Raw genomic sequence first — 13,050 nt, forward strand, 5'->3', positions numbered from 1 at the left:
TAGGTTTGAAATTGGAGAGATTGATCGGTTTAATCACCCTAAAAAACTAGTGGCATTTGCCGGAATTGATCCAAGTATATTTGAATCGGGTAAATTTAAAGGCACAGTAAATCGGATTACCAAAAGAGGTTCTGGTAGACTACGACATGCCTTATATATGGCAGTTCGTTGTGCCATTCGTGATTGTCGCAAGAAGAAAACGACAGATGAAATCATCCCTCGGAACAAGAGATTACGAGAGTTCTATGATAAGAAACGTGAAGAAGGAAAGCCCTTTAAAGTAGCTGTGATAGCATGTGCCAATAAGCTTCTACAATGGATTTATGCACTATTACAAAATAACTCGACTTTCCAAGATATAGCCTAGTTTAAAAACATAACCAAATAGTATAAAACTTTCCAAATATAGTTCATTGGGAGGTTATTTGGCATGCACAAATTTAGTATAGCATGAAATATTTTTAGTTTTTATTGATAAATGTTGACAAACTATTAGCTGGTTTAGTTGCATAAGAAAAGCGATTCTTATTAAAGAATCGCGCCCTTTTCTTGAATATCGATATTTATAATTAATCACTTAACTAAAAAGGGAGCTTTCATAAGATTTTTACTTATTTCATCGCTGTACGTATTCCATCGACAAATAAAAAAACACGTTATATATCTCAGGAGCAATTAACTTCTCCTGACATTTATCCAGTATGTACAAGCGCAATATCTCCGAAATTTTACCCAACGATCAGTTTCTATATAGAAACGACGGCTACAAAATCAAGACAGTTTACCGACTGCTTTTATCCAAATATTTGATCGTCTATGCACTATCGAGTAAAAAAATTTAATAAAAATGTAATAACGCCAGCATTAAAGAAATCCGAAATCATGCCGCCTATAAGAATAGCAAGGAAAGCAGTCGGAGCAGAACCGTATTTCTTAGTGATTGCCTGCATGTTAGCCATCGCGTTGGACATAGATCCCATTGCATAACCAATGAAACCAGCTGTCTGAACCGCCGACTCATAATTTTTACCAAGCAACTTGAATATTACATAATAACCGAACAGAAACATGAATGCAACTTGGGCAATCAGGATAACAATTATTGGAAGCGCCAGGTCTGCTAGCACCCAAAGTTTAAGACCCATCAAAGCCATGGCAAGGAATAAGGATAGGGAAATTTAACCAATGATTTCCATTTCTTCATTGGATGTTTGTGGCCGATTGCTTCGACAACGTTACGTATGACAGCGCCCATGACCAGTGCCCCCATGTAGTCAGGAAAAGTTATACCTGATGCTGCTTACATTCCTGATGACGCTTGTGTTGGAGCATTGCTCTTCCTTGCTTCTGATGATTCCAAGTTTGTTACAGGAAGCTATATACCTGTAGACGCTGGGTTCCTGACTTCTTAAAGAACAAGGGCAATCCTGTCGAAAGAGTCCGTTAGTGAAAGAAGAGAAAAAACTGCTTTTTTCTTTTCTTTCACGCTATAGCTTTCCCCTTGATAGTAATCATGTGTGAATGGTGCAATAGGAGAAAGCAACTTAGTATACAGGAGGTCGCTTTATGGAACAAAATAATATCAAAATAGGGGATCCAAGGCCAGCTTTAACCTTTATTTTTACAATGCTTTCGATGTGTATATGGGGTGTGTATGCGAATGATCTACTCTCACTGTCTCAGCTTCAGGCACATTTTTGTATCCACAAGCCATTCCAGCCGAAGGAGCAGAGCAAGTTTAGCTGGAACATGGTGAATAGTATTTACCAATTAGGAGGAATATGCGGTCCACCGGCTACATAGCCGGTGGCTTTTTCATTATGTAAAACAATTAGTTTTTTCCAATGCCAAAGACTGTACCTTCATTAAAAATCAAATGACAGTTCAGGCATGAATTGATTCATATGTTTTTGGATTTCGTTATATTTGTCAGACTGATCAGTCAAGGCTTTCATTGGAATGATCTCATATGGCCGGTTGACCCAGGTTGGCAGGAATTTGGGATTTTGCAGTTCGATTTTCACATCATCCCCGGTTTGGATTTTCCTTACGCCAATTTGCATAATACCGCCGATGTCTTTGTAATCTCCCTGCTGGCCGGATAGGAAATTCCCAAGCGAATAAGCAACAAATGCCCGTTCGCCATTTGGTTTTGTAAGCCATGAAACAGGCTGCAAAACGTGTGGGTGGTGGCCAATAATAATATCAGCACCTGCATTAGCTGTCGTTTGAGCAAGCAGCTTTTGTTCATCATTAGGCAACCGTTCATACTCTTTGCCGAAATGCAGACTGACCACAACGACATCCGAAACTTTTTCTGCTTCTTTAACTTCCGTCTGGATTCTCGTGGTATCAATTAAATTCACAAGATGCGGCTTCCCCGCAGGAACAGGAATCCCGTTCGTTCCATACGTATAGCTGAGAAACGAAAAGGTAATATCGTTTCTTTTTAATATCCGAATGATCTTCTGGTCTTCAGACGATTGATAAGCTCCTGTATAAGGCATCCCAATACTGTTCCAGTGGTTAAGCGCATTCAAAATCGCCTTTTCTCCTCGGTCAAGTGTATGATTATTGGCGATTGTCACGAGATCAACCCCGTTTGCCTTTAGAGCATCTCCCACCTCTACTGGTGAATTAAAGGAAGGATATGAGGAAAGCCCTATTTCTTTCCCGCCAATCATCGTTTCCTGATTAGCCACCGTAATATCCGTTTTTCCCAGATAGGGCTTCACAAATCGGAACATCGGATTAAAGTCATACGAGCCGTTTGACTTGCGAGCGGGTATATACACCCTATCGTGAATTAAAATATCTCCCACAGCGCCTATGGTTGCTGCAGTTACTTTTTGTTTCGGAACAAGTGTATGAGCGTGAGATGAAGCGTTCTCGGGTTTAAGGTTATTTTTACTTTCTGCCTTTGTTTCCGAGACTTTTGGTTCCTCTTGAAATTGACCTTTTACAAATGGTGCAAGAATCCATAACAAACACATAAATGTGGCTAGAAACACTAGTATTCTTTTCATGACAAATGCTACCTCCTACTATTATAGTAGGGTGTTTTTAGGAAATAACAACAAAAATATCTATTTGATATTTAAAATGAACATATCATTTGTTTGAAACAGAGTACGAAATAGGAAAATTAGACATATCATGTGTTGCTATGTCAGATGTGCTTGCTATCTCTGATATGCCTACTGTATCTGAAAGTACTTGTCTGTCACTTTAGGCGGTCCATATCGGTTTTATGGGAAAGGTTTTTTTATTCCATTGTGACTGAACTTCCACCGCTTTTTTTTGAACAACCGCTTATATAAACTAAAAATCGCGATGCACCTAGACCTCCTAAGCCAGGTGTACCGCGATTTTTTCACAATCCGAAACAATACGATGAAGACTAAATCTTATATATATCCTCTTCGTTTGGCAGAGAAGAAATCGCTCCTACCTTCGTACACACGATGGCACCTACTTTATTTGCAAAAAGAATGATCTCTTTAAGTTTACTAAAATCACTAAGAATTGTGTCATAGGACTCAAGATTTGCAAATTGAAATAAAGCAGCACCGACAAATGCATCACCTGCACCAGTTGAGTCAATAGAATTTACTTCGACGCTGTTTATTACACTCATTCCACTTCCATTTGAAAGAAGAGTGCCTTCCCATCCAAGGGTAACAGCCACTATTTTCACCCCTAAATGATGGAGCATTGATATTCCATCATATTTATCCATTTTTCCCGTGATTAGTTCAAGCTCTACTTCGCTTACTTTTACAAAGTCAGCCATTGATATACCCTTTCTAGCTAAACTAATAAATTCACCCACTCTATTTTCCCATAAATCATGTCGGAAGTTAGGGTCAAACGATAGAAATATCCCCCTATTTTGTGCAAATTCCATTGCCTTTAAATAAGTTGTTTTAAAAGGGTTTTCCAGAAATGCAGTTGCAGATCCAAAGTGAATGATCTTTGCACCACTTAATCTATCTAGGTATAAGTTATCCTCTGTTAAATTTCGATCCGCTCCTCTAGTGAATACAAAATCCCTTTCACCATTTGCTTGTAAAGAAACAAATGCTAAAGTAGTTGGTGCTAAATCGTCAGTAACAATCATCGATGTATCAACCCCCACCTCTTTTATCGTTTCTATTAAAAATAATCCAAATGGGTCATTTCCTACTTTTCCAATAAGACTCGCTTCCCCACCTAGCTTTGAAATAGTAGCTGCGACATTCGCTGGTGCACCCCCGGCTTTCTTTAGAAAATGATTACCTTCTATTAAATTAACATCAATATCTGTACAATAAAAATCGATCAAAAGCTCCCCAACGCATATGACTGCGCGGTTTGTTTTATTCATTTACATTACACTCTCCATTCTTGTGATTTAGGTAAAATGAAAGGCTATCGATCATTTCGACAGCCTTCATAAACTCTTACTATCAACCCTTCTTTAATAGGATTGAAATTTAGTCTTTATCTTTTCCATATACTCTTTAAAGGGTATATTTTCAAAGACTTTAATGTAACTTCTCCACCCTTACTATAAATTTGTAATCCTTTACTTGATGGATCCGGGAAAATTTGATCAGAAATAACCGTTTCACCTTTGTTTCCAAACACTTCTACAGCAGATCGATCAATGAAAATATGCATTTTCACAGTCCCATTTAATGCATTTAACGGTCCGTCATGCTTACCAACTACATTGTTCCCATAATCAAAGCTTCCTGAACTTGAACGGTCTACGAATAACTGTTTAGTGGCAACATCATAGCCAATAGTCGTATATTCAGTTGCTCCTTTACGAACTTGAAAGCCGAATTCAGTTGCTTTTATATCATCTACATCAAACTCAGCTATCATTTCAAATGTATCTTCTGATAGTTTAGATAGGAGAGTACTTTCACCAGATATGACTTTATTTTTATATGAAATTTTTTCACTCTTATCTCGTATGGTTTTTAAAGAAACTGGTGTTTGTTTTAAACGTAAACCTTCATCTGTCTGAGTTAGCTCCATCTTTCTTGGCAATGTCGTTGAACTTCTCCAAGTCGAAGTTGGTGTATTATTTGCATATTGCCAATTACTCATCCAGCCAATCCAATATTTTTCGCCATTCTTACCTTCAATTCCGCTCCAATCTACTGCGGCATAATAATCTGCCCCGTAGTCAGTCCATAACACTTGATCGGAAGGATTTTCATTTTCAAACGTTTTCCCGTCAAAGGTACCTACAAAATATTGCATACCTGACCCGCCTGCAGGAGCGCCATCATTAATGCTTACCTGTAGTACCCATTTTGTTTTTGAAGGGTCACCATCAATTGGTAATTCGATTAGAGTAGGACATTCCCAAATCCCTCCGTTACTACCATGAGTAGTAGGTATCCACTCTCCAGAAACAGCAGACCAGTCTGTAAGGATGCCGCTTTCTTTCGAATCGTCTTTCTCAGGCTCTTTGGCAACTTGGTCTACTTCATTTGGCATGGCCCCTTCATTATAAACATTAACATCATCCATGTTTAAATGACCCCAACCACCTGTAGCTTGGTCTACAGCTTTAATATATAACACTTCTCCAATGTATTTAGAAGCATCCCAGACGTATTTTTGATATTTTTCTTCTTTAAATTTGGTATTGGCTTGTCGAATTAATTCTTGATCATCAGAGGCTCTCACTAACGAAACATAGCGGTTGTTGATATCATTACCACCGCCCAACAGAAAGTTGATTTCCCCAGAGCCATCTAGTTTAAAATATGAGGAGTGCAGTTCACCTGTTGCGTCATCTCCCTTTTGAAGATCAGTAAACCCCCATAAGTGGTAGTTTCCTTGGTGGCCGAAATCCCCTCCCCAGTATGATGGTACATTTGTCACATGATCTTTTGTGAAAGCATTACCTTCGATTGTACTCCACCCAGTTAGATCACCTGTCTCAAAATCATGATTAGTAATTTCCTTCTCATTTGTCATGATGTTCTTACCAACTTGAACATCTTGGAATAACGTGGATGAATTCCAAACATTTAAGCCAAAATGCCCTGATGAAAAAGTTGAATCATTTACATCATGAATGAGATTACCATCTAAAGAAATTTTAATATTTTTTCCATGAGTGCTTGCTTTTAAATGGTACCTTTTATCTGTATCTAGATTTATTGTTTTTTCAGCTAGAATGGATATGTCTCCATTTTCGATTTTCATGATTTTTATTGTATCGTTTAAAGCATCGATATTCGCCATATAACCGTTTGTTGCATTAGGATCTGCACGAAAAACGAGCGAGCCAGCTCCATTGCCACCTTTTTCCCCAGATATCTCAATGTTTGCTTCAAAAAAAAAGTTATCCCCTGTTTGACCACTCATTACAAAAGCATCCTCCGTAAAGGTTCCACTTTTTCCATCCATCGTGTTCTCCCAGCTTCCGTTTACATCTGTCCATTTTGATAAATTGGTTTCAAAGTTAGATGTATTCTTGAACTCCACATTTCGAAAGGCAGCCGTTGAATTCCACGCTGACAATCCATAGTATCCATAATCGAATTCTATATCTGTTTTTTTTATAACAGATTGATCGTTTACAGAGACTTGAATTTGATCCCCATCTGTTTCCACCTTCACATGGTAGGTAGTTGAAGTTTTGAGGGTAAAAGGTTTTCTCGCAATTTCCTCGTTTGTTCCATCTACATTCTTAATTAATGTTATGACATCGTTTTTGGCATCTAAGCTCGCAACATAGCCGTTCTTTGCACTCCTATCTGACCGAAAAACTAAACCGCCTGTCCCTTCTCTCCCATTCTTCTCATTAAGGGTAATATCTCCCTCATAGCTAAATGATTCACCTGTCTGGGATGACATGGTATAAGAAGTTCTGTCTAAGCTATTTGCTTGTATTCCACCATCTTCGCCGAATTCACTTGCATACTCCCACTCTTTTAAATTAGGTGAGGTATAAAACATGATCTTATCCTTAGCCGCTAACGACATAACCCATTGGTTTGATTCTTCATGCCAAAATACTTTAGGATCGCGCCAATCTTGTATAGGAGGGTCTGGCATTACGGGATTCCCTTTATACTTTTCCCAAGTTCTTCCTTTGTCTAGGCTATACGCTATACTTTGGACTTGCTTATCCCCTGCATGCGTAAAGATGGCAACCATTGCTTCTTTTCCAAAGCCAGCTGTATTGTTCCAATCAATAACAGCACTCCCCGAGAAAATCTGACCGTTTTCATCCGGCGATAAAGCAATCGGCAAATGCTCCCAATTAACAAGATCTTTACTGACAGCATGCCCCCAATGCATCGGTCCCCATGTCGTTCCATACGGATGATATTGATAAAACAAATGATATTCACCTTTATAAAAAACCATACCATTCGGATCATTCATCCAGTTAGCTTCAGGAGAAAAATGAAATTGATTACGGTATGGTTCATTATAATACTCAGGGTCTTCTGCATATGCACTATTAAATGGTAAACAAGTGACAGTTGAACATATTAGTAGAATACTAATAATCCTCTTCACTTTTATTTCACATCCCTTTTTTAAAATCTAAAATGACATGTGATCGTTATGCTGGACTATTTCCGCGCAATCGATCTAATAAAACGGCTGCTACAATAACTCCACCTTTTACAACTAACTGCCAATAATAGTTGACATCCATTAGAGTTAACCCATTACTGATTACCCCCATAATTAAAACCCCAATAATTGTTCCTATTATTTTCCCTTTTCCACCTGTTAAACTTGTTCCTCCTAGAATAACAGCAGCAATTGCGTCTAATTCATACATTTGACCAGCAGTTGGCTGTCCAGAAAACAACCTTCCCGCTAAAACGACTCCTCCTAAACCAGCTAGTAAACCACTAATCGAATACACATTGATTAAAGACTTTTCAACCTTAATTCCAGTTAACCGAGCTGCCTCTTCATTGCCACCAATTGCATAAATATGACGACCAAACATCGTATATTTAAGAACAAAAAACATCACAACATATACTAAAGACATGATATAAATAGGAGTGGGGATTCCAAAAATACTTCCACCACCGATGAATTTAAATGTTTCGTTTTGTAAAACAATTGGATAACCACCACTAATGACATAAGCGAGTCCACGAACATATGTGAAGCTGCCTAGTGTAACAATAAATGCTGGTAACTTTGCTTTGGCTGTGAGAAATCCATTAATCAGTCCTACTGCATACCCTACTAGTACGCCTGATAACATCGCAATAATAGGATTAACTCCTTCAGAAGAGACCATGACTGAGATAACGCCAGATAGAGCAACTGTTGCACCAACTGATAAATCAATACCACCAGTTAAAATAACAATTGTCATCCCAGCAGCTAAAATAGCAATAATAGAAACTTGTTTTAATACATTCAATAAATTGGCTGTATCTAAAAAATTTGGTGCTGTAAATGAAAGTACTACACACAATAATAATAAAATCATGATCATGCCAAGCCTATTCCATAAAGAATAAAGGACATTTCCTATATTTAGGCGTTGTGAATGAGTAATAGTTTGCGTATTCCCTCTCATTTCTCTCTCCCCCCTTTGGTAGCTAAACGCATAATTGTTTCCTGTGTAGCTTCTTCCTTCGAAAGCTCGCCTGTTAACCTTCCTTCACTCATGACAAGTATTCGATCACTTACCCCCAATACTTCAGGAAGTTCAGATGATATCATTAAAACGGCCAATCCTTCATCTGCAAGCTTTGAAACAATCTTGTGGATTTCAGTCTTGGCACCTATATCAACCCCTCGTGTTGGCTCATCAAGTAGTAATACCTTTGGTGCAATTGATAGCCACCTAGCGATCACTACCTTTTGTTGATTCCCACCACTTAAGTTTGATACTTGCTGTTCTGGGGAAGCTATTTTTATATTTAAGTCTTCAATATATTGGTTAGCGCTTTCATTTGCTTGCTTCCAACTAACAATTCCTGCTTTAGCGTGTTTTTTCAATTCAGCCATTATGATGTTCTCTTTTACGGACATTGATAAAAATAACCCTTGTTCTTTCCTGCTTTCAGGTACATGTGCAATCCTATTAGCAATAGCATCTATTGAGGATTTGATTCTAACAGATTGACCATCAACCAATATTTCGCCACTTTTCAACTCGGACAAACCGAAAATAGCCCTAACCAATTCTGTTCTACCAGCTCCAACAAGCCCCGCTAAACCAACAATTTCACCTGGGTAAATTTTTAAAGATACATTCTTTACAATCGTGTTATCAGAAACATTTTTCAATTCAAGTACAGGTGTAACTTCCTTTGGATTTTTTGTACAAAAAGCTTTTGACCGATTAAACAAGTCCTTTAAATCCCGTCCTACCATTAGCTTTACGAGATGATCAGGATTTGTCTCTTCAATCGGCCCACTTGCAATCCATTCGCCGTCACGTAATACAGTGAACCTATTAGAAATTTTAAAGATTTCTTCCATTCTGTGAGAGATATATACAATAGCAACTCCCTGCTTTTTCAAATCATCAATAATTTCAAACAGTTTTTTTATTTCTTTATCTGTTAAAGAGGCGGTTGGTTCATCCATTATGAGTACCTCTGCATTAAAGGATAATGCTCTAGCGATCTCGACCATTTGTTGTTGAGCAACACTTAAGGTCGAAACCAATTGGCGTGGATTTAGATTCGACCCCATTGAATCTAACACCTCTTGGGCACGTTCATGGACCTCATCCCATTTCACCATTCCTAAACCATTTCTAGGAAAGGTCGAACCCATTAAGATATTTTCACTTATTGTTAAATTAGGAGAAAGGTTTAACTCCTGATGAATAACACTAATTCCTTTGTTCCTTGCATCAGTAGGGTCCTTCCATAAAATTGGTTGACCTTTTAAGTAGATTTTCCCACCATTGTCATCAGGTGTATGAATGCCTGCAAGGATTTTCATGAAAGTTGACTTTCCAGCGCCATTCTCTCCCATTAATGCATGTACTTCACCTGGATAAAGTTCTATTCTCACATTTTTCAATACGGTTACACTTGAGAACGTTTTACTAATCCCTTCCATATTCAACACTGGCTTTTTTAGACTTTGTTGGCCTTTAAGAGACATTTCATTGACAGCCATACCTTTATCTCACCCCTTATATTGATTTGAATAGGCTGATTAAAGGAGGAATCCTTATCAGCCTATTTATTGAAAGATTCTTACCAACCTTGGTAAGAATCTAATGTATCTTGAGTTACAATCTCAACTGGAACTTTAATAAGCTCCTCAACTTCTTCACCATTTTTCACTTTCATTCCGATTTCAACAGCTTTTTTGATCATGTTACTAGGTGACTGAGCTGAAGTTGCAGCAATTGTACTTCCTTCCTTTGCCATTGCTTCTGTGGCTTCAGGAGCACCGTCTACTCCGACAATGAAAAATTCATCTTTACGATTCGCTTGCTCTTGAGCAATTTCAACACCAATTGCTTCTGGATCATTAATCGCAAATACAGCGTCAATAGAGCCTGATGAATTAGCTTGTAAAATACTTTCCATCACCGTTAATGCCTTTTCGCGATTCCCTTCTCCATTTTGCTTCGCAATTACTTTAATTTCGGAATCCTTTATTGCATCTTCAAATCCTTGAATACGATCAGATACAGCCGAAACAGGAGGTCCATCAATAATAGCTATTTTTCCTTTTCCACCTAATTGTTCAATCACATATTCTCCGGCTAGTTTACCAGCTTGATAGTTGTCTGAAGTAACAGTGGCATCGACACCACCTTCAGCATTAGTATCTACAGCAACTACTGGAATATCAGCGGCTTTGGCCTGTTGAACAGCTGCCGCAATTCCTTTTGTATCAACAGCATTTAAAAGAATAATATCTACCTTTTTCGTAATAAAGTTTTCTATTTGAGCTGCTTGTTTTGCTAAATCATATTCAGCGCTTTCAACTAGAACTTCAGCACCTAATTCTTTTCCTGCTTCTTCAGCACCTTTACCCATGGAGACGAAGAAAGGGTTTGCTAAACTACCCACCGCTACACCGATCGTTAATTGTTTGTTACCTTCTTGTCCTTCGTTACCGTCAGTTGATCCATTTGATGATTCACTAGCCCCACTACATGCCGTCATCGCGGCAATTACAAACGCCAAAACTAGTATTCCTAGTATTTTTACATATTTAACCATATTAATCCCCCTAGTTTTTGAAGATGAAAATAATTAGCTACAGAACGAGAAATTGTTACCACTCTCAATCTCTTAAACTAGATCACCTCCTTAAATGAATATTTTTGGTTGAAATAATGGAAATATGGTTGTTTTTGATAGTTTTTTCACATTGATCTTAATTAATTGATAACGCTTTCATCTTTTGTATAACAATATAATTACCCTTTACACATTAGAATTATAATTGAATGAATTTGGTTGATTTTGATTGATTTTGATTATATTAAAACTGTTGATAACTGTCAATAGTTCCAATTATTCCAAAAAATATATTAATAACATAAAATATTAAACTTTCAAATTGAATGTTTAATACATGGAGCAGATTTTCCCTCATTGTTAATTGGCCACATTACAATAAATCAAGCATTCTTTATTATATTGATACAACAAAGGGGGAAATTTCCAAAAAAATAATTTCAGAATCTCCTCAAAAAAAAGCTGGTATTCAAACTGTCTGAATCAGACAGTTTGAATACCAGCTTTCCTTCAACGATAGCAAATTTAGTTTTTAGTCCCTCACAATAATTATCTCCGTTTTCTCCTTATATTTTCCTAACGTTATTGTACCTTCTTCATTCGTAATAACTTTTGTCTGGTTTAAATCTGCAAACTTAGAAAATGATACTTCTCCAAATTTCGTATGATCTGCTAATACAAAGGCCTCACGTGACAAAAAAATGGCTCTTTCTTTCATTTGCGCCTCTTCTGGATCTGGGGTAGTCAATCCAAAATTATAATGAATAGCGTTCGCACCCATGAAACACTTATCAAATCTGTATTTTTTTATACTTTCGTATGCATAACGTCCAACTGTTGCTTTGGTAATCTTTTTAACAAATCCACCAATAAAATATGTACATATATCATTTTCAAGTAATGCATCTAAATGATCAATTCCGTTTGTAATGACAACGATATCTTTTTGTCTTAAATGTTTGATCATCTGATACGTTGTTGTTCCAGCATCAAGATAAACACAGTCGCCGTCCAAAATTAGTTCTGCCGCATATTTTGCTATCTTAGCTTTTTCCTCAAGGTTCTGCGTTATTTTCTCAAACACACTTGGTTCGTCTCGTTTACTATGTAAAAGTGAAGCTCCACCATGTACACGTTTTAAGTAGTTCTGCTTTTCTAATTGATCTAGATCACGACGCAAAGTAGATTCTGAAGTATTTGTTAATTCTACTAGCTCATGAATCTTAACATTCTCCTTTTCTTTTATTAGCTTTAAAATTAATTGATGCCGTTCCGTAATAAGCATGATATCTCCTCCTCGTATTACACTTCTATTTAAAGGTTCTTCGTGTATTCTCGTTTAATTAATTTTAGTATATATAATTTTGCAGTGACATGTGAGAACTATTAGGGGTACCCCCATAAGAAAAAGGAGCAGTTGATCAGCTCCTGGTAATGAAGTAACGCACCTGTTTGTTGAATAAACAATTTAAAATCCATTACCCTGGAATATTATTCTCATTATTTCAACAGCCATAAAGTAAACTAAACCAACAAATATACTAAGACCTAAAGCTAATTTTCTCCAAAGTCCTTTCTCACTGAGAAAAGAGAAAGAGAAAGATATAATGATTCCACATATCATCAATACACGAAAAGTTGTTACTCCAGGGTCAATTACTTGTGTTATAGTTCCAGCAAAGAAACAAATAACCAAGATAATTAAAGCAAACGAAATAACTCCTAAATATTTTTTCATCTTCTCCTCTAATTAATTTTACCAAAATTCCGTAAATGTGTATTTTTTTATTATCGGATTATCCTCCCCCTTTAATTGCATAAATCGAGTAGGAGG

General features: G+C 37.2%; 11 protein-coding genes and 1 pseudogene. 2 read left to right on the forward strand and 10 right to left on the reverse strand.

The window, feature by feature from the left end:
• On the forward strand, nucleotides 1-367 hold a 367-nt coding region (locus tag J7J00_RS23215; protein WP_214794981.1), incomplete at its 5' end, for a transposase.
• A 454-nt stretch (nucleotides 368-821) separates the two neighbouring features.
• On the opposite strand, the gene J7J00_RS23220 is transcribed toward J7J00_RS23215, so the two are convergent.
• Complete coding sequence (locus J7J00_RS23220; RefSeq protein ID WP_214794983.1) at nucleotides 822-1,154, reverse strand: sodium/glutamate symporter; 333 nt, start codon at nucleotides 1,152-1,154, stop codon at nucleotides 822-824.
• Between the two features lie 412 nt (nucleotides 1,155-1,566).
• Here J7J00_RS23220 and J7J00_RS23225 point away from each other — a divergent pair, with 412 nt between their 5' ends.
• The gene (locus tag J7J00_RS23225) at nucleotides 1,567-1,803 is read left to right on the forward strand and encodes a hypothetical protein (RefSeq protein WP_214794985.1); all 237 of its coding nucleotides are present in this window, start codon (nucleotides 1,567-1,569) and stop codon (nucleotides 1,801-1,803) included.
• 62 nt (nucleotides 1,804-1,865) lie between these two features.
• Here J7J00_RS23225 and J7J00_RS23230 read toward each other — a convergent pair whose 3' ends face one another.
• The 9 genes and pseudogenes from J7J00_RS23230 to J7J00_RS23265 form a co-directional block, all read right to left on the reverse strand.
• Nucleotides 1,866-3,026, reverse strand: a complete 1,161-nt coding sequence (locus J7J00_RS23230) for a CapA family protein (protein ID WP_286201537.1) — start codon at nucleotides 3,024-3,026, stop codon at nucleotides 1,866-1,868.
• A 374-nt stretch (nucleotides 3,027-3,400) separates the two neighbouring features.
• Nucleotides 3,401-4,366, reverse strand: coding sequence for a carbohydrate kinase family protein (locus J7J00_RS23235; RefSeq protein WP_214794987.1), 966 nt, complete (start codon nucleotides 4,364-4,366; stop codon nucleotides 3,401-3,403).
• Nucleotides 4,367-4,482: 116 nt separating this feature from the next.
• Nucleotides 4,483-6,417 carry a glycoside hydrolase family 32 protein gene (locus tag J7J00_RS28970; RefSeq protein ID WP_396020604.1) on the reverse strand — a complete coding sequence of 645 codons (1,935 nt, stop codon included), beginning with the start codon at nucleotides 6,415-6,417 and terminating at the stop codon, nucleotides 4,483-4,485.
• A 78-nt stretch (nucleotides 6,418-6,495) separates the two neighbouring features.
• Nucleotides 6,496-7,530 (reverse strand): annotated as a pseudogene (locus tag J7J00_RS28975) (glycoside hydrolase family 32 protein); the annotation flags it as partial.
• 55 nt (nucleotides 7,531-7,585) lie between these two features.
• Nucleotides 7,586-8,488: an ABC transporter permease gene (locus J7J00_RS23245; protein WP_396020605.1), complete on the reverse strand. Its 903-nt coding sequence runs from the start codon at nucleotides 8,486-8,488 to the stop codon at nucleotides 7,586-7,588.
• A gap of 80 nt (nucleotides 8,489-8,568) precedes the next feature.
• Nucleotides 8,569-10,134 (reverse strand): sugar ABC transporter ATP-binding protein, encoded by a 1,566-nt coding sequence (locus J7J00_RS23250; protein ID WP_286201538.1) that lies wholly within the window; start codon nucleotides 10,132-10,134, stop codon nucleotides 8,569-8,571.
• An 80-nt stretch (nucleotides 10,135-10,214) separates the two neighbouring features.
• Nucleotides 10,215-11,195: an ABC transporter substrate-binding protein gene (locus J7J00_RS23255; protein ID WP_286201539.1), complete on the reverse strand. Its 981-nt coding sequence runs from the start codon at nucleotides 11,193-11,195 to the stop codon at nucleotides 10,215-10,217.
• Nucleotides 11,196-11,748: 553 nt separating this feature from the next.
• Nucleotides 11,749-12,501, reverse strand: coding sequence for a DeoR/GlpR family DNA-binding transcription regulator (locus J7J00_RS23260; RefSeq protein ID WP_214794991.1), 753 nt, complete (start codon nucleotides 12,499-12,501; stop codon nucleotides 11,749-11,751).
• A 183-nt stretch (nucleotides 12,502-12,684) separates the two neighbouring features.
• The gene (locus J7J00_RS23265) at nucleotides 12,685-12,954 is read right to left on the reverse strand and encodes a hypothetical protein (RefSeq protein ID WP_214794993.1); all 270 of its coding nucleotides are present in this window, start codon (nucleotides 12,952-12,954) and stop codon (nucleotides 12,685-12,687) included.
• Nucleotides 12,955-13,050 lie beyond the last annotated feature (96 nt).

The sequence above is a fragment of the Bacillus sp. ISL-4 genome (genome assembly GCF_018613275.1).
Taxonomy (GTDB): Bacteria; Bacillota; Bacilli; order Bacillales; family DSM-1321; genus Peribacillus; species Peribacillus simplex_E.

Excerpts from the sequence above, each read along its gene's own strand:
- J7J00_RS23225 (WP_214794985.1), top strand. The coding sequence starts at position 1,567 with ATGGAACAAAATAATATCAAAATAGGGGATCCAAGGCCAGCTTTAACC.
- J7J00_RS23230 (WP_286201537.1), bottom strand. The coding sequence starts at position 3,026 with ATGAAAAGAATACTAGTGTTTCTAGCCACATTTATGTGTTTGTTATGG.
- J7J00_RS23220 (WP_214794983.1), bottom strand. The coding sequence starts at position 1,154 with ATGGCTTTGATGGGTCTTAAACTTTGGGTGCTAGCAGACCTGGCGCTT.
- J7J00_RS23265 (WP_214794993.1), bottom strand. The coding sequence starts at position 12,954 with ATGAAAAAATATTTAGGAGTTATTTCGTTTGCTTTAATTATCTTGGTT.
- J7J00_RS28970 (WP_396020604.1), bottom strand. The coding sequence starts at position 6,417 with ATGGATGGAAAAAGTGGAACCTTTACGGAGGATGCTTTTGTAATGAGT.
- J7J00_RS23250 (WP_286201538.1), bottom strand. The coding sequence starts at position 10,134 with ATGGCTGTCAATGAAATGTCTCTTAAAGGCCAACAAAGTCTAAAAAAG.
- J7J00_RS23260 (WP_214794991.1), bottom strand. The coding sequence starts at position 12,501 with ATGCTTATTACGGAACGGCATCAATTAATTTTAAAGCTAATAAAAGAA.
- J7J00_RS23255 (WP_286201539.1), bottom strand. The coding sequence starts at position 11,195 with ATGGTTAAATATGTAAAAATACTAGGAATACTAGTTTTGGCGTTTGTA.
- J7J00_RS23245 (WP_396020605.1), bottom strand. The coding sequence starts at position 8,488 with ATGATCATGATTTTATTATTATTGTGTGTAGTACTTTCATTTACAGCA.
- J7J00_RS23235 (WP_214794987.1), bottom strand. The coding sequence starts at position 4,366 with ATGAATAAAACAAACCGCGCAGTCATATGCGTTGGGGAGCTTTTGATC.